This is a genomic window from Paraburkholderia fungorum, from assembly GCF_046026025.1.
Taxonomy (GTDB): domain Bacteria; phylum Pseudomonadota; class Gammaproteobacteria; order Burkholderiales; family Burkholderiaceae; genus Paraburkholderia; species Paraburkholderia fungorum_E.
In genome coordinates this window covers 1-17,448 of the sequence record NZ_JAQQFL010000012.1, presented here as the reverse complement: position 1 = coordinate 17,448, position 17,448 = coordinate 1, and the positions used below count along the sequence as shown (strand labels likewise).

Below are 17,448 nucleotides of genomic sequence, written 5' to 3'. Positions count from 1 at the left end.
TCCAGGGTGTGAGGGGGTGAGCGGCAGTATGGCGGCGATTGCACTGTTCGATAATCCGGTCTAGATTGCACGGGTTGTTAAACATTATGAACAATGGCTATGGAATTCAACGATCTTGCCGCGTTTGTCTCGGTTGCCCGCGCCGACGGCTTTCGCGACGCCGCACGCATCAGCGGCGTCTCCGCGTCCAGTCTGAGCATAGCCGTGCGTCGTCTCGAAACGAAGCTCGGTATGCGCCTGCTCAACCGAACCACGCGCAGCGTCGCCCCAACCGAAGCGGGATTGCGCCTGCTCGAGAAGCTGACGCCCTTGTTCAGCGAAATGGAAGCCGCGCTGGATGTCCTGAACCGCTTCAGGGACAAACCGAGCGGCACCCTCAAACTCAACGTCCCGGCGAGCGTTGCGCGCATCGTGCTGCCGGACGTCATCCCCCGATTCCTGAAGACCTATCCCGACATACGCGTGGAGGTTGTGGTGGAGGACGGCTTCGTCGACGTGCTGTCAATCGGCTGCGACGCGGGTATTCGCTATGACGAGCGACTCGAGCAGGACATGATCGCGATTCCAATCGGACCACGCATGCAGCGTTTTGCCACGGCCGCGGCACCGGGTTATCTGGACACGCACGGCAGACCCGAACATCCGCGCGAGTTGCTCGCTCATGCGTGTTTGCGGGGGCAATTTGCCGGTGGCGCTACGCCGACCTGGCACTTCGAGCGCGATGGCGAAGTGGTCCAGTTGAATCCGTCGGGACCGCTTCTCGTGAGACCCGGCGCGGCAATGGACCTTGCGATCAGTACCGCCGTCGCGGGCGTGGGGGTGATTCATCTTTTCGAGGACATGCTGCGCCCTCATCTCGATAGCGGCGCCCTTGAGCCCATTCTGGAGCCATGGTGGCCGCGCTTTTCCGGACCGTTTCTTTACTATCCGGGCGGTCGTCATTTGCCCGCGCCGTTGCGCGTCTTTGTCGACTTCCTGAAGGCAGGCGATTGAACAGCAAGCCGGTGATGACGGATGCCCTTCAACGTGCAGGCATCCGTCATGGCGGCCCGCGTAACGCGAGGCCGGCGAGCCCGCTCAGAATGCGTGACGCATCCCTACCGTGACCGCGACTTGCGAGTTCGACGCCGAAGGCGAGAGCGTGTTGATCATCGCATGCGAGAGCACGGAGTCAGCGGGCGCCCCGTGCACGTTCTGATAGACGCCTTCAAGATAGAAGTCGGTACGCTTGCTGATCGCATAATCGGTCTGGAGCATCGCCGTATTCCATCCCGGCGACGAGCCGTTATAGGCGCCACGCGTATAGGTGTAAGCGCCCGATACGCTCAACGCAGGCGTCAGCGCGTACTTGACGTTCGCTTCGTAGTTGTCGAGACGCAGCGAGCCACTCAGGCTTCCGGCGGAAGCATCGTTTGCACCGAGGTAGGTGCCGGTGCCGAACGAGAAGACGCCCGACACGTTGTCCAGTTGCGTGTGGCTCCAGACGAGGCCAACGGTAGCCGGTCCGAACGTGTAGTTGCCGCCCAGCGACCAGATACGCTGGCGTTGCGCGAGGAAGTTCGCGCTAGTGTCGCCCGTGGTGGAGGCCCCGCCCGCGCTGCCCGCGTTATTGAATTGCAGGTATCCGGCGGCGAGATTGACAGGTCCCTGGGTATAGGAAACGCCGAAGCCGTATGAGCGGTTGTTCGCGAAGCTGCCTGCCTTGTTGCTGAAGGCATACATTGTTTCGAAGGTAACGCCGCGATACGTCGGGCTCGTGTACTTCACCGTATTGTTGAGAACGACCGAATTGCCGGCAAGGTTGTCGTTTTCGAACGGATGCGCGGCCATGTTGCCGCCCCACGTGTTGAACTCCGCCGTGAGCGGTCCGACAAGATCGTTCATCACGTCAAACTGGCGACCGAACGTGACGGTGCCGTACGGATCGCTCTGCAAACCGACCCATGCCTGAGAACCGAAACCATCGCCAGAGAAAGCCTGGGCGCCGTTATTCAGGAGGAAGCCTTGCTCCAGCTTGAACACCGCGTGCAAGCCACCACCAAGATCCTCCGAACCCTTGAGGCCGAAAACCGTGTTCTGCGTCGAACTGCTCACTTCCTGCCAGTTGCTATGGCCGCCCTGATTATTCGTGTAGATCAATCCCGCATCGATAAGGCCATAGAGCGTCACGCTGCTTTGCGCATGCGCCGAAATAGCAAAGGCGCCCGAAAGCGCGACCACGAGTAAAGACTTTTTCATACTTGTTGGCTCCGTGATTAAGCGGTGATGGATGTAGTCAATGATGTGCATTCGATATCCACTGGCGAGCGCGCTGAACACCTGCGGATCGCCAGCGGATCGCCAGCAGGACTCGCGAACGGACAGGCAACGCACTGGCACGCCGGTGCCATGCGGATTGCGGGAAAATTCAATATCGCCTGCTGATTATTGCGCGTGGCGCATTGCAATGATTTGCCAATTGCGCTTACTGACTACAGTGTGGTTTTCAATCGTTTTCAATCGGGTTACGCGGGCGCGTCTTGCGAGCGCTGTCGAAAAAGAACAGCGCGATGATATGACATCGAAAATAAATACCGCATCAAAAAATAAAATGACGTGGTGTCAAAAGTACACGAGCGCGCCATGTTGGCGGCGTGGTTGTGAAACTCGATATGGCAGCGCTCACAACGCCGCCTTATCGCCACGCTTGCGTAAACTCCCCCACCACGCGAGACAGATGCGCCTGCATCGCATCTCGCGCCGCGGCCGGATCGCGGCTCATGATGGCGGCGAAGATACGCTGATGATCTTCCTGTGACGCCGCACGCATCGCCGGCGTATGAAAGTGTTCCTCGATCTTGGCCCATAGCGGATCGCTTCGCGCACAGTCCCACATCGCGGTGACCATGTGCAACAACACCGTATTGCCGGTGGCTTCAGCAATCCGCATGTGAAACTGACGATCCGCCGCGTCGTTCGCCTGCTTGTCGTGCATCTGCTCGCGCATCGTCGTGAGCGCGGAGAAGATACGGTCGAGGTCGCTGTCCTTGCGCTCGGTCGCCGCGAGCGCCGCCACCTCGGATTCGATCAGCGCGCGCGCGCGCAATGTTTCGATCGGACCGGGGCCGCGCGGCAGCTCGAAGGTCACCGGCCTGGCGCCGATGCCCGCCGACACATAGATGCCCGACCCTCCACGCACTTCAACCACGCCCTGCACCTCGAGCGCGATGATCGCCTCGCGAACCTGCGTGCGGCTCACGCCGAATCGGTCAGCCAGGGTGCGCTCCGACGGCAATCGCGAACCCGCTTCGAAATCTCCGGACCCGGCGATCAATGCATGAATCTGTTTCGCGAGACCGATATAGGAACGGTCCGCGGCTTCTGCGTCTTGCCGGTGGGCGAATGGCTGGGTGGGGAGATCGGTCATCAAGTGCTCGCGGATTGGCATGCCGAGGCGCCACCTTCGGCCCTCGCCGGAAAATGGTACACCAGTTTCGTGCACCGGCCCCTTTCACGTCACTCGAACCGCCGCCAGCCGCCCTCTCGTCCCCGGCAGGAAAGGCTCGGTTCGGGTATAGACTGGTAAACCACTATCGCATCAAATTGGTCAACCAATCATAATCCGGTTGAATCGGGAGACCGAACCACGCGTTCCCGTCCCCAATCAGCAAGGCCTGCGCGGTCAATCAAAGGAGTGAAGTCGTGAAGATGTCTTTCCGGTGGTACGGTGAATCCGATCCCGTCACGCTGCAGTACATTCGCCAGATTCCCGGCATGACGGATATCGTCTCCGCCATCTACGACGAGCCCGTGGGCGAGGTGTGGCCCATGCACAAGATCGCCGCACTGAAGTCGACGATCGAAGCGGCCGGCCTTCGCTTCGAAGTCGTCGAATCGGTGCCCGTGCATGAAGACATCAAGCTCGGCAAGCCGGGGCGCGAGCGTCTCATCGCCAACTATCAGCAGACCATCCGGAACCTCGCGGCAGCCGGCATCAAGGTGATCTGCTACAACTTCATGCCGGTGTTCGACTGGACCCGCACGGAGCTGGCGAAAACGCTCGAAGACGGTTCGACGTGCCTCGCCTTCAGCACGAAAGAAATCGAAGAGATCGACCCGAACAACGGCATTGCACTGCCCGGCTGGGATTCGAGCTACAAGCCCGAGCACTTGAAGGCCTTGCTCGCCGAGTACCGCGAGGTCGACGAAACCAGGCTTTGGCAGCATCTGGAATATTTCCTGAAAGCGATCATTCCCGTTGCCGAAGCATGCGGCATGAAGATGGCCATTCATCCGGACGACCCGCCGCGCCCTATCTTCGGACTGCCACGTATCGTGAAGAACCGTGACGACCTTGCGCGCATCGTCAAGATCGTGGATTCGCCGGCGAACGGCCTGACACTGTGCTCCGGCTCGCTCGGCGCCGGGCCGCAGAACAACGTGGAAGCGCTCGTGCGCGAATTCGGCGGCATGGGGCGTATTCACTTCGCGCACATCCGCAATGTGAAGATCACGCCGGAGGGCGATTTCGAAGAATCGGCCCACCTGTCCAGTTGCGGTTCGCTGGATATCGCCGCGATCGTGAAGGCCTATCACGACACCGGCTTCACCGGTTATTTCCGTCCCGATCATGGCCGCATGATCTGGGGCGAAACGGGCAAGCCCGGCTATGGTTTGTACGACCGCGCGCTCGGCGCCGTCTACATCAACGGCTTGTGGGAAGCGATGGACAAGCTGTCCTGAAGCCCAGATAAAACGCTCGATAAACGGCGCCGGCGGACTGCCCGGCCGGCGCCGTCATAACCACAACTCCGGACGGAGACTTCCATGCCACGCATCCGATGGACCATGATCTTCATGTGTTTCCTCGCCAACGTCATCAACTTCGTCGATCGCGCCAATCTGGCGATCGCGGCACCGAGCATTCGGGCCGAGCTGGGTCTGGACGCTGTCGGCATGGGGCTCGTGCTTAGCGCGTTCTTCTGGACTTACGCATTCCTGCAACTGCCGGCCGGCTGGTTCATCGACAAGGTCGGCGTGCGCGTGAGCCTGGCGCTGGCGGTGGGCTGGTGGTCGGCCTTCACGATTGCGACCGGTGCGGCACGCGGTCTCGCGCAACTCGTGGGCGTGCGGCTGATGCTCGGCGTGGGTGAAGCGGCGGCGATTCCGTCGTTCGCCAAGGTCGCGTTCAACTGGTTTCCACGCAGCGAGCGCGGCCTCGCGAGCAGTATTTTCGACAGCGGCTCACGTGTCGGATCGGCGCTTTCGCTGCCTCTGGTCGCGTGGTTGATTTCCATCGTCGGCTGGCGCGGTTCGTTCGTGATAACAGGTGGCCTCGGCGTTGTGTGGGCGCTCGCGTGGTGGTTCATCTATCGTGACCCTGAGCGCTACCGGGCGATTGCGCCCGCGGCTGTCGACGCCTTGCTGGCGCAGCGCGCCGCGCCCGCCGCTGTCAGCACGGTCGGCACCACCGAAAGCGCCGGCACCGTGTCGTGGCTCGACCTGTTTCGTTACCGCACGGTGTGGGGCATGATGATCGGGCTGTTCTGCCTCAACTTTGCGATTTACTTTTTCATCACGTGGTTCCCGAGTTACCTGCTGCAGTCGCGGGGATTTTCGCTCGCGTCGCTCGGAACGTGGGGCATGCTGCCGGCGCTGCTGGCCATTCCGGGCGGCTGGCTTGGCGGCCTCGTATCGGACAGTCTGTTCAAACGGGGCTGGAGCGCCACCGCGGCGCGCAAGACGTGCCTTGTGATCGGCATGCTGCTCTCGTCGTCGATCGCGCTTTCGGTGCTTGTCCAAAGCACGTGGGCGTGCCTCGCTTTGTTCGCCCTCGCCTATGCGAGTTTGTCGTTCGCCGGCGCCAATGTCTGGACTCTGGTTGGCGAGGTCGCGCCGACACCCGCTCATGTGGCATCGCTCGGCGGCATTCAGAACTTTGCGGGGAATCTCGCCGGTATTTTCATCACCACGTTCACCGGCGTCATGCTGGCGATCACCAAAGGTTCGTTTGTGATTCCGCTGATGGTTGCGGGCTCGCTATGCGTGGTTGGCGCCCTGTCGTATCTGTTCGTGGTCGGTAAGGTCGAACCGTTGCCGTTGCTTCCACGCGCTCGAACGGAAAAGATTGCCGGGCACGGAGCCACTTGAATCGCCGTATCAGAGGCCGCCGCGTCAAACTTTATGTTGATCTCGCCAGGCTTCTGCAAGAGATGTTCCACTATCAAAAATTGCGGTGATAATGGGTCGGAAATCTCACGCCGATGCGCCCAATATGACCGATGCACACCTTAGCCCGCTGCGCAAATTTGCCGATTTCATTCGTGAGCATCGAACCCGCCTGACCGAGCAATGGATGAAAAGCGTTTTCGGCGATGTCGACCTCGTCGAAGCGGACAAGCTCACGTATCAGCAACTCGCCGATCACCTGCCGGACATTCTTGAAGGACTGTGCCGCGCGCTCGACGTCGAGGACCTCGAACACGTTGAGCACGCGCTAGAACGCGATGCGAGAAAACACGGCATGGTCCGTTGGCGTCAGGGCTATCGGATCGAGGAACTCGTACGCGAACTCGATCTGTTTCACCAGGTGCTCGATGGAGCGCTCGAAGAATTCGCCGGCCAGGACAGCACCTTCACGCGCCGCCACGAAGGCCGGGCGCGGCGCATGGTTGCCGAAACCCTCAGCATGGTGACGCTCACGTCGATCAGGGAGGCGATCAACGAGCGGGATCGCAAGATCGACGAGTACACCGGCAGGCTCGAACGCGTCAATCACGAACTGGTGCTCAAGCAGCGGCTGGTTGGCGATCTTTACGAATCACGCATGCAGATCACCCGCAGCGTGGTCCACGATCTGCGCAATTTTCTGAACGCGTTTTCGATTGCGCTGCAACTGATCGCACGGGCGCCCGCCAAGGCAGACACAGCGTTGGCGCTGGCCAACCGGCAGGCCTCGGACATGAAGCAGCTCGTCGATCAGATGGTCGAGTACTCTGTCGTACTCGGCGACGACACGCCACTCGCGAGCGAACAGGTCAAATTGCGCGGGCTATACGATGAACTTGTCGCTTCTTCGCGTCCGGCAATCGAGGCCAAGGGACTCAAATTGCACACGACGTTCGATCCGGCGCTATCCGAGGTCACATCCAATCGTCTCAAGCTTAAGCAGATTGCCGTCAATCTGCTCTCCAACGCGACAAAGTACACGAAGTCCGGCGAGATCGAACTGGCCTTCGCGACGGCCGGCGCGGAGCACTGGGTGATTCGCGTATCGGACACTGGCGTGGGCATTGCACCTTCGGACGCGCAACGGGTATTCAACGAATTCGAGCGTGCTGCGGGCGACGATATTCCCGGCACGGGCCTCGGCCTTGCAATCGTCAAGGAGCTTTGCCACCGGTTGAACGCGCAGATCGATTTTTCGTCACACGAAGGCGTGGGAACCACGTTCGAAATCCACTTCCCGCTGGCGCCGGGCGAAACCGAATGAACCCGCACAGACGCGATGGAGACACGAGACGCGCGAATGGTAGAAATTTATCCCGCCTGATTTCCCAAATCGCACCGGAAGCGGGATATACGCGCATTCGTCTCGATACGCTTGCCGATACGCTCCTCGCACAATTCAATTATTACGATTAACAAACAAAAATATTTTAATCCGTAATAAATAGCCAGTTAACTCACGTCGGTTCCCCGAGCCGGTTAATTGACTCAAACGCCGACTCAAACGCTGACTCACGCGCCGACTCACGCGCGTATTGAGGTGCAACTTTCCGAAGTTGCAATTACGGAAACTCGGCACGTCCTTGACAAACGGCAGTGGCGTCACCTATTTTTCTTCTGCCGCCAATATACGAATATCCGATTAAGGAAACGTATTCTCAAAAGCACCGGAATATCTGATCCAGATATTTAGTTATTCTACGCATACCGCATAGAGATACAGATCTATGCGCTTTGAAGCATGTTGGTCTCAACCGCTGCACGCCGACAATTCACCGTCAATATTTCGAACTCCGATTTATTTTTTCCGGCGCGAGCGGCCTTTGTGAAATGGTATCTGAACCCACCACCAAGGATAGAGATGAAACGAGACGAGCGTCTTACCGGCCATAGCCATCATCACCATTATCGCCAGAGCAGGCTGCCGGCCATGGGAACCTTAGCGGTCGCGATCATGCTTCTCGGAGGTTGCGGCGGAGGAGACGGCGGGTCTTCTTCAGGCACGGCTGTGAGCATGCAGCAAACCGCGGCGAACCAGCAACTCACCGCCCAACAGGCCGCCGCGCAATCGCAGGCATCAGCGGTCAATCAAACCTATATCGACCCGGTTGCGTATTCAGGCAACGCCACAGATGGTCTCGCGCCGGCTCAGGCGTCGGAGAAGGCCGCGGTCATGCACTACCAGTGGAAGTCAGGCAGAGCGCCGCTTAACTACACCACGACCACCGGCCATCTGACGGCCACCGATTCGAGCGGCAACCCCGAAGCCACGATGTCCTATGTCGCGTACACCGCGCCGGGTCCGAACGGCTCGCCGCGGCCTGTCACGTTCGTCTACAACGGCGGTCCGGGCTCCTCCTCCATCTGGCTGCGGCTCGGCTCGTTCGCGCCGACGCGGGTCGCCACGCCCGACCCGGTGTTCGGGAACTGGCCGAACTATCCGCTCGTCGACAATAAGGACAGCCTGATCGACACCACGGACATGGTCTTCATCGATCCACCCGGAACCGGTCTTTCTGAGGCGATTCTGCCGAATACGAACCAGAAGTACTGGACGACCGACGCAGACGTCAACATCATGCGTGACTTCATTCAGCGCTATCTGACGGTCAACAATCGTGCCACTTCGCCGATTTATCTGTACGGCGAATCATACGGTACGCCTCGCACGGATATGCTCGCGTTGGCGCTCGAATCGGCCGGCGTGCATCTGACCGGCATCGTCCTTCAGTCTGCAATCCTGAACTATTTCGCGGACGCAATCGAGGCCGTCGCCATTACGAACTCGACGAGTGCACTGGCATTGGATACGGATACGCTGGCGGGCTATTTCCCTGGCTACGCGGAAGTCGCCGCTTACTACAACCAGGTGTCGCCAGCGCCACTCAATCAGGACCTCTACGCACTGCAGACGAGCCTGTTCGTCACGGCGGCCTACAACCAGTTCAGACGGTATTCGCAATCGTGGGTGCTCAGTCAGCTCGGCATACCCGACGCCCTGGGTACGCCGGTGTTTCCGAGCAACCAGACGCTTCAGGCGTGGACTTTCCCATCCAGTTTGACCACCCAGGCGCTGCAGGGTTATTTCGGCGCGAACCCGTTCTCGACGAGCCTCCTGCCCGGCACGACGATCGGCCGGTACGACGGGCGCGTGTCATTGCCGAATTCGGATCCACGCCTGCAAAACGACGGGGACCCGTCTGACATCCTGATCTCCCAGCCGTTCACCACGGCGCTCGCGACGCAGATGCCCGACTACCTCGGATATACGGCGCCGAACGCGACCTATTTGCCGCTGAACGACAACATCATCAACGTGTGGGATTTCTCGCATGACGGACAGCCTCTGCCCGACACGATCCCGGATCTGCTGGGCGCGCTGACGCTCAATCCGCAACTCAAGGTGCTCTCGGAAAACGGCTTTCATGATCTCGCCACACCGTTCTTCAATACCGAGAAGCAACTGGCGCGGTTGCAAACAGTGCCCGGTCTGAATCCTGACTTGCAGGTCAACTTCTTCCAGGGCGGGCACATGATCTACCTGGATGACGTCGCCCGTCCGAGGATGAAACGGGATCTGGTGCGCTTCTATCGCGGCACGCCGATTCCGGATGCGCTCGCGCTCTGGACACTGCCCCCGCCGTGGCGCGACGAGAGCGCCGCCAGTCAGCCGACCGCTACCGCCGCGGCGCAAGCCACGGCACCCTGACTGAACCGACGCGATGCGCCTCGTTCGCGATACTCTATTCACTCAATCAATGCGAGTCATCATGTCCCTTTTCGATATGTTGCGGCGTGTGTCCCCGTTACTCGTCCTCGGATGCCTGATTGGCAATGCGTACGCGTTACCGCCGCAAGCGGTAGCGCCGGCCACGCCGCCAAATGGGGCTCGAGGTGTCGACGGTCCGTTCTTTCCTCAAAACCGTGTAGCGCCCGTCACGCCCTCGACCGGCACGGCATTGCAGCAGGAAGCGCAGCAGCGGCTCGAAGCGCGGCTGGGGGCGAATACGACCCTTAGCAATGGTGCGGCGGTCACGAAAACTCAGGCTCAGGCAGCGGGGCTCGGCTATGTCGCCAAGCACTTCGATCAGATCGATTCAAACCATAAAGGGAGTGTGACCCTGGGCGACGTCAGGCAGTATCTTCAGCAGCAGGGCCGCTGACAGAGCGGTATGGCCGGGCGCTTCTGGTTTGAAAACCTGGAGCGCCCACTTTTAGCAAAACGGAACGCGCTGCGCGCATGTTTCGAGTTTCATTTTTTCAGTCAATCTGCGCCTTTGCCGGCAGGCAAACTTTCACTCCTTGCCGGCAGGCAAACAACCATTCATTACGCCGCCGCGATCGCTCAACCCGCGCACCACGACCTCGGATGATTTGCCGTCGCGTCTCGCCAATTCGGCGAGATCGAGCAACGCTGCGTATTTCGCCGAACAATCCTGTTGACGTTCAATCGCGCGACGCACGCTATACGTTTCAGTGTGCGAGACGCCCCCACCCACCGCAATCGCCACACCGGCAGCCACAATCATCGTTGCCACCACGCCTAGCTTGCAAAAGGTCCGCGTACGTAGCACGTTGAAACGTGTCCGGAGCACCCGCGCGCTTGCCTGCCCGCTCATCCGCTGCGGACCGGAGCGCCCGGCCTCATCGCGGGCTGCCGCTCGCAGGTTTTCACTCATGACCAGTGCGCCGGCACCCAGACATTGCCGACCCAGTGCCCTGGCACCCACACGACTGGACGCGGCGCCGGCGCCACATAAACAACGCGCGGAGCGACATAGACGGCAGGCGGCGGGGGCGGCGGGACGTAGACAACCGGGGGCGGCGGCACATACACAACCGGCGGCGGGACGACAACAGCCGGCGGCGGTGCCACGACAACCGGCGGCGGCGCCACGACGACCGGCGGCGGCGCCACGACGACCGGCTTGGCTGCCACCACGACCGTCGTACTGCCCGTGGTGACGACGCCCGTGGTCACGACCGTCCCGCTTGTCGTCACCGTGTTGCCACGTGTTCCCGTTGCGCTAGTCGACGTCGTCACGACACCCGGCGCAACCCGTGTCGCCGTACCGGCGTGATTCACCGTGCCGCCATCAGAACCCGTCACCGTGCCCGAACGCGAACACGAAGCGCCCGCGCAACTGGTGGACGCCGAATGATTGACGGTGTTGCCGTTCGAGCCCGTCACCGAGCCGGACGACGAATACTGGCCAGGCGCTGTTCTGGTCACATCGCCAGACGTGGTGGCGGTTTTGCTGTCCGGTCCGGTGAGGCTGCCGGTATGCGAACAGGTGCCGCCCGCGCAATTGGTGTCGCCGGCGTGTTGGACCTGGTTGCCGTAGCGCCCCGTCGCCGTGCCTGAATTCGAGAACTGGCCTGGGGCGGTTCGGGTCACGGTGCCGGTGTTGGTCGCCAGACCACCGTAGGGACCGGCCACGCCACCGGCATGCGAGCAACTGCCGCCGCCACATGAGCCGTAACGCGCCCCGTTGTAGGTGCCGCGCGAAGTGTAGGCCGTGCCATGTTGCGACCAGGCGAAAGCCGACGCGCTGCCGAGCGCGAGTACGGCGACGGTCGCGCTGAGTGCAAGCTTGCGCAACACGGAGCGTGCGGATACGGCGGTCGTCACGGAGGTGTGTGACGCGGCAGTGGCCGGGACGATGAACGAGCAGTTTTTCACGGTATGTCCTTCCTGATTTCGGGCCACTTTTGCGCACAGCGACGTGGCGACGAACGGACTATAGAAGGACCCGCGGCCTTAATCACCAGTGAAGATATGTCACCCTGTTTCACTGCGACAGAGGCCCACTGGACAAGAGTTTGCGGGCAACTCGAAGGGGCCGTGACATAGCGCGACATAAATTGTTCCGGGCCGGGCTGGTCCCGCACCGCGCGCGGCGTCAAACACGTCAACGGCAGCGAACCCTGTTCGACACCGCGCGACACTTTTCCGCAAAACATGTGTCGTAGGGTTCGATGGATGCAACGGCGCAAGCCGCTGACTTGTCACCCCGCTTACTCTTCAAGAGGCGCTCATGTCGACAAAACGCGAGTCGAAATCCAAAGCCAAGGCAAAAGAAAGCACGGCGAAAGCAGAAGGCAAACGACAGTCGGCGAGCAAGACCGCCGCATCCGGAAAAAAGGCCACCGCGCTCGCTAGCGGCTCAAAACAGCCCGCCTGGACGGCCGCCGCGACAGCGCTGCGGCCGCGGATGCTGGACCAGCCCGTATTCGCGCAGCCGCAGCCGACCGCGGACCCAACGGTGTTTCGTGTACCCCATCCGTCGGACGACGCGGCCTACAAGGAAATCGACTTGCTCAATGCGGAGCACAAGCTGTTTCCGTTGCCGTTTCCCGCGCCGAGAGGCGGCGTGGAGCCCCAGCTCACCCTCACTGAAGTCATGGGCGGCAACGCAAGCGCCATCGACAGAATCACGGCCGCCGGGCAACTGGTGTTTCACGCGCTAGGAGATTGCGGCAGTACGAAGGGGCCGGCCACTCAAAACGAAGTAGCCGACAAGTTGACCGCCGACTTCAATGAAGCCAATGCCAGCGAGGTGCCGCAGTTCGCGTTGCTGCTTGGCGATGTCGTCTATAACTTCGGCGAGGGCCAATACTATTACGATCAGTTTTACGAACCGTATCGAGGCTATCCGGCGCCGATCCTCGCCTGCGCCGGCAATCACGACGGCATGGTCTCGCCGGAAGCGCACGCCGCCAGTCTCACCGCATACCTGCGAAATTTTTGTGCGGAGAGCTTCTCCGTGGCGCCCGAAGCCGGCGGGTTGTCGCGCACGGCGCAAATCCAGCCGGGCGTGTTCTTTACATTCGATGCGCCGTTCGTGCGCGTGCTGGTGATTTACAGCAATACGCTCGAAGATCCCGGCGTGATTTCAGGCCCTGGAATCGGCAGTACGCAGCTCGCCTTTCTCGACGCCGCGCTCAAGCGCGTCAAAGCCGAGAAGTTCAACGGCGCATTGCTGATCGCGAACCATCACCCGCCGTATAGCGCGGGCGGGCACGGATCGAGCGTCGACATGCTGGCGCAGATCGATACGATCTGCGAAGCCAACGGCGTGTGGCCGCATGCGTTCCTTTCCGGCCACGCCCACAATTATCAGCGCTTCACACGCACCCGAAACGCGGACGGCACGCAGATTCCCTACCTGGTGTGCGGCAACGGCGGACACGGTCTGGTCAAGCTCGCGGCGCAGGGTGCGCCCGCCATCCGCGCGCCGCAAATCATGCAGGCGGCGTCGGCCACCACCGATCAGGTCGTGCTGGAAAACTACGACGACACCAATTACGGCTATCTGCGCATCGTCGTCACCGCCGCGCAGTTACGGATCGAGTATCACTCGGCGTCCGACGGTCTCAACACGAAAGCGCCGAACGATTACGTGACGGTCGACCTCGCCGGGCGCCAGGTGGCGCATTTTGTTGCGCCGGATATGGGACATCCGCTGGCGGCGAGAGCCGTACGTGCTTTGGTACGCCGCTAGTGGCGAGACCTCGCGTCGACGCCCGGCTCCCATGCAAGGCGCGAGGCAGGCCATGTCGGGCGCTGCGACTACGATTTTTCGCAAACCCGCGTTTACACGATGTCACCTGTTTTTACCGGGCCAAAACCATGTAATCTCTCGGTTTTCTTCCAGAACAAAAAACGGGTGGGTCGAGCGGTGGCGCGGGAACAACTACAACAAACGGCGGTGCGCGGGCGCCGCCGCCCTATCGTTCTTCGTTTGCGCTGCACTGTCGTGCTGCTGGCGTGCGGTATCGCCGCCTTCGCACGTCCCGCTCACGCGGCCGAATCCGCCTGTAGCGCCGAAGCCGGTCCGGCCGGCCGCCCCTCCGTCGGTCTCGTGCTGTCGGGCGGCGGCGCGCGTGGCTATGCGCACCTCGGCGTGTTGAAGGTACTCGAGGAAAATCGCATTCCGGTCGATTGCATCGCCGCCACCAGCATGGGCTCGGTGGTCGGCGGCCTGTACGCGAGCGGTATGACGGCGCAGGACATGCAAAACCGCCTCGCGGGGATCAATCTCGCCGACATCGCGTTCGATATCACCGACCGGGCCGATCTGCCGCAATCGCGCCGGGAGGACGAGCGGCTGTACGTGAACAGCCTCTCGCTCGGTTACGGCGCCAACGGTTTCCGCTTGCCGGTCGGGCTCATTCAGGGCAATCGCCTGCAGGCGCTGTTGCAGGACTGGACCTCCGCGGTCCCCGGCAACGTTCCGTTCGACCGCTTGCCCATCCCCTATCGCGCGATCGCCACCGATCTGCGCACCGGCCAGAAGGTCGTGCTCGATCACGGTTCGCTGCCGCAGGCGATTCGCGCCAGCATGGCGTTGCCGGGCCTGTTCGCGCCGGCCGATATCGACGGGCGTACCCTCGTGGACGGCGGCATTGTCAGCAATCTGCCTATCGAAACGGCGCGCGACATGGGCGCGAACGTCGTAATCGCCGTCGATATCGGTTCACCGTTGCGGCCGCTGGATGCACTGGCTTCACCCGCCGACGTGATGCAGCAGATGATCGGCATTCTGATTCACCAGAACGTTGCGCGCCAACGTGAGCAGTTGCAAGCCGGCGACGTACTGATCGAACCGGCGCTCGGCTCGCTGAGCTTCACCGATTTCGCCAACGCGAGCCAGGCGATCGCAGCCGGCGCCGCCGCCACGCGTGCGGCGCTGCCGCAGCTTCAGCATCTGGCGCTCTCGCCCGCCGATTACGCCGCGTGGCGCGCCCGGCACGGTACGCCCGCCATGCGTCCGGTACGGATTACGCAGATCGAGATCCAGTCGCCAGGCGCGGTGCCCGAGTCGCGCATTCGCAACGCGTTGCACGTCCAACCCGGTGACGTGTACGATCCGGCCGCGCTGAACAAGAACTTGCTGGCGCTCTCCAATACGGGCGATTTCGCCAGCGTGAGCCAGCAACTCGTCGACGACGGCGACGAACACAAGCTCGTCATCGCCGCGCAGCAGAAGCAATGGGGACCGAATTTCCTGCTGTTCGGACTCGGTTTATCGAGTAGTTCGACGGATGAAGGCGGTTTCCGGCTGCATCTCGGTTATCGCCGGCCATGGCTCACCTCGTCCGGGCTGGAAGGACGCGTGGACGGGACCGTCGGCAGTGACCTGATCGACCTGCATGCGGAGTTGCGGCAACCGCTGTCGACTTCTTTCGGTTATTACGTCGCGCCTTATGTCGAGTTTCAGCGCCGTTATGCCAACCTCTACGACGACTCCGGCAACGTCAAGGTCACGCAATACCTCTTGCAGACTCAGCGCGCCGGGCTCGACTTCGGCATACCGATCTCGCGTCTCGGCGACTTCCGGATCGGCGTGGCCTATGCGCATGGTTTCGCGGCGCCGCAATATAACTTGCCGCTGGACTTCGATGTGGCCAGCTCGCCGCTGCTGTTCCCCGATATCTACGGGCGGCAGCTTAGCGCGCGCGCACGTCTCGTGATCGACCAGCTCGACGATCCGCTGTTTGCCCGCAAAGGTTACTTCGGCGAACTACGCGTAGAACGTTCGTTGTTCGCGGGTAGCGACAGTTTCACCGAGGTCTACGGCAAAGGCCTCGTCGCGGCGAGCTATGGGCGGCACAGCATCAACGCGAGCATCGAAGCGGGTAACGACTTCGGCGGCACCAATCTGACCAATCCGTTCGGCTTCACGCTGGGCGGTTTCCAGCATTTGTCGGCTTACGCCGCCGACCAGTTGTCCGGCAACTCGATGGCGTATGGCCAGATCACGTACATGAATCAGCTTGCCACGTTCAACGCGTCGCCGATTCGCGGCCTGTTCGCAGGGCTGAGTATTGAAGCCGGCAACGTCTGGAACCGCGATTCGGATTTCGGCAATGGATCGCTGAAGCGCAGCGTGACGATTTTCACTGCGTTGACCAGTTCATTCGGTCCGATATATCTGGGTATAGCGTTCGCACCGGGCGGCCGCCATAACTTCTACTTCCAGTTGGGCCACACCTATTGACGCTGCCCAGGAGCGGCGTGCTTCACGCCACCGTACCTACCGGCCAGCTCATTTCGAAGCGCGCGCCGCTCAGCGTCAAGGGATCAGTGACGGCGATGCGGCCGTGATGGGCGCGCAGCACCTGTTGCGTAATCGCGAGACCCAGGCCATAGCCGCCGGTCTGCCGATCGAGCCGCACGAAGGCGTCGAAAATGCGCGCGCGCTGCTCGGGTGGCACGCCTGTGCCATCGTCTTCCACATAAATTTCCACGTTGCCGTGCTTGACGCTCAGGCCGACCATGATCTGCGAATGCGCGTATTTACTCGCGTTGCGCAACAGGTTTCTCATTGCGTAGGACATGAGGCGCTTGTCCATCACGACGCGTAGCGACGTGTCGACGTCGGTTTGCGCATCCAGTTGCTTGTCCGCGTAAAGCAACGTGGCGTCGGTGATCTGGCCGTCGAACCATGCCGCCAGCACGGTCGATTCAAGATTCGATTGCAGGGAGCTGTATTCGAGGCGCGCGTAGGTGAGGCTCATGTCGATGAGCTCGTCGAGTTCGGTGACGTCCTGGCCGATGCTCGCCAATGCGCTGTTGTATTCGGCCGCGGAAGCGGGCTCGCGGAGGTTTTCCAGTGCGAAGCGCACGCGGGCGAGCGGTGTGCGCAGTTCGTGGGAAATGCCGTTGGTGAGTTCGCGCTGCGCGGCGATCAGGCGTTCCATACGCTCGGCCAAGGCGTTGAGTGTGCGGGCCAACGGGCCGATGATGACGCTGTGCGATTCGCGGGCGCGGGTGTTGAAGCGTCCGCCAGTGAAGTCGATTGCGCGTTCGCGGACCATGACCAGGTCTAGCCAGACAGGGCGCATCCAGCGGTAAGCGGAGATTGCTGGTAGCAGTAGGGTTACCAATGCGATTGGGATCGATGCTTTTGCTGTTGTCAGCGTTTGCCAGATCGATGGCGAGGTTTTTAGTGTCAGGCTTAGGGTGGTTATCGATGCTGCCAGGACTACCACTGTTAGCGTCAGCAGGCGCGTGTAGACGCGCAGGTATAGCCTCGACCAGCTCGGGATTCTGTCCGCCCGCGTGTCCGTCCAGGAGCGGCGGAAACGGTGCAGGCGCCATTTGGTATAGCGGTAGGGGCTTAGTTTCTTTTGCTCCGCTGATGGTGGCATTTGTTTCTCTTTGCTTCTTTTTTGGCGGTAGTGGTCTATTGGTGTTGCCCCTGTGCGGGGCGGCACTTACTTTCTTTGCCGCGG

At 61.3% G+C, this 17,448-nt stretch carries 13 protein-coding genes; 8 read left to right on the top strand and 5 right to left on the bottom strand.

The annotated features are described in order from the left end of the window. Positions 1 to 99 precede the first annotated feature (99 nt). Entirely contained in the window at positions 100 to 993 is an 894-nt protein-coding gene (locus PQR67_RS15100; protein ID WP_408460381.1) for a LysR family transcriptional regulator, read from the top strand. Between the two features lie 84 nt (positions 994 to 1,077). On the opposite strand, the gene PQR67_RS15095 is transcribed toward PQR67_RS15100, so the two are convergent. Together PQR67_RS15095 and PQR67_RS15090 are read right to left on the bottom strand one after the other, a co-directional pair. Further along, positions 1,078 to 2,238 (bottom strand): porin, encoded by a 1,161-nt coding sequence (locus PQR67_RS15095; RefSeq protein WP_408460379.1) that lies wholly within the window; start codon positions 2,236 to 2,238, stop codon positions 1,078 to 1,080. Between the two features lie 436 nt (positions 2,239 to 2,674). Then, the gene (locus PQR67_RS15090; protein ID WP_408460377.1) at positions 2,675 to 3,406 is read right to left on the bottom strand and encodes a FadR/GntR family transcriptional regulator; all 732 of its coding nucleotides are present in this window, start codon (positions 3,404 to 3,406) and stop codon (positions 2,675 to 2,677) included. A 275-nt stretch (positions 3,407 to 3,681) separates the two neighbouring features. Between PQR67_RS15090 and uxuA the strand changes: the two genes are divergently transcribed. The 5 genes from uxuA (at position 3,682) to PQR67_RS15065 (ending at position 10,370) form a co-directional block, all read left to right on the top strand. Continuing rightward, positions 3,682 to 4,722, top strand: coding sequence for a mannonate dehydratase (gene uxuA / locus PQR67_RS15085; protein WP_408460374.1), 1,041 nt, complete (start codon positions 3,682 to 3,684; stop codon positions 4,720 to 4,722). An 84-nt stretch (positions 4,723 to 4,806) separates the two neighbouring features. Then, entirely contained in the window at positions 4,807 to 6,129 is a 1,323-nt protein-coding gene (locus tag PQR67_RS15080; protein WP_408460372.1) for an MFS transporter, read from the top strand. A 124-nt stretch (positions 6,130 to 6,253) separates the two neighbouring features. Then, on the top strand, positions 6,254 to 7,471 hold the full coding sequence (locus PQR67_RS15075; RefSeq protein ID WP_408460370.1) for a sensor histidine kinase: 1,218 nt from the start codon (positions 6,254 to 6,256) through the stop codon (positions 7,469 to 7,471). Positions 7,472 to 8,068: 597 nt separating this feature from the next. Next, complete coding sequence (locus tag PQR67_RS15070) at positions 8,069 to 9,916, top strand: S10 family serine carboxypeptidase-like protein (protein WP_408460367.1); 1,848 nt, start codon at positions 8,069 to 8,071, stop codon at positions 9,914 to 9,916. 61 nt (positions 9,917 to 9,977) lie between these two features. Continuing rightward, complete coding sequence (locus PQR67_RS15065; protein WP_408460365.1) at positions 9,978 to 10,370, top strand: 2-oxoglutarate dehydrogenase; 393 nt, start codon at positions 9,978 to 9,980, stop codon at positions 10,368 to 10,370. 132 nt (positions 10,371 to 10,502) lie between these two features. Here PQR67_RS15065 and PQR67_RS15060 read toward each other — a convergent pair whose 3' ends face one another. Next, positions 10,503 to 10,886 carry a hypothetical protein gene (locus PQR67_RS15060; RefSeq protein WP_408460362.1) on the bottom strand — a complete coding sequence of 128 codons (384 nt, stop codon included), beginning with the start codon at positions 10,884 to 10,886 and terminating at the stop codon, positions 10,503 to 10,505. Continuing rightward, entirely contained in the window at positions 10,883 to 11,890 is a 1,008-nt protein-coding gene (locus tag PQR67_RS15055; protein WP_408460360.1) for a hypothetical protein, read from the bottom strand. The genes PQR67_RS15060 and PQR67_RS15055 overlap by 4 nt, the downstream gene beginning before the upstream one ends. Before the next feature lie 355 nt (positions 11,891 to 12,245). Between PQR67_RS15055 and PQR67_RS15050 the strand changes: the two genes are divergently transcribed. Both PQR67_RS15050 and PQR67_RS15045 read left to right on the top strand, forming a co-directional pair. Continuing rightward, entirely contained in the window at positions 12,246 to 13,712 is a 1,467-nt protein-coding gene (locus tag PQR67_RS15050) for a metallophosphoesterase family protein (RefSeq protein ID WP_408460357.1), read from the top strand. A 240-nt stretch (positions 13,713 to 13,952) separates the two neighbouring features. Next, the gene (locus PQR67_RS15045) at positions 13,953 to 16,211 is read left to right on the top strand and encodes a patatin-like phospholipase family protein (RefSeq protein ID WP_408460355.1); all 2,259 of its coding nucleotides are present in this window, start codon (positions 13,953 to 13,955) and stop codon (positions 16,209 to 16,211) included. A gap of 22 nt (positions 16,212 to 16,233) precedes the next feature. Here the strand turns inward: PQR67_RS15045 and PQR67_RS15040 are convergent, their stop codons facing one another. Continuing rightward, positions 16,234 to 17,364 (bottom strand): ATP-binding protein, encoded by a 1,131-nt coding sequence (locus tag PQR67_RS15040; protein ID WP_408460818.1) that lies wholly within the window; start codon positions 17,362 to 17,364, stop codon positions 16,234 to 16,236. Positions 17,365 to 17,448: the final 84 nt, after the last annotated feature.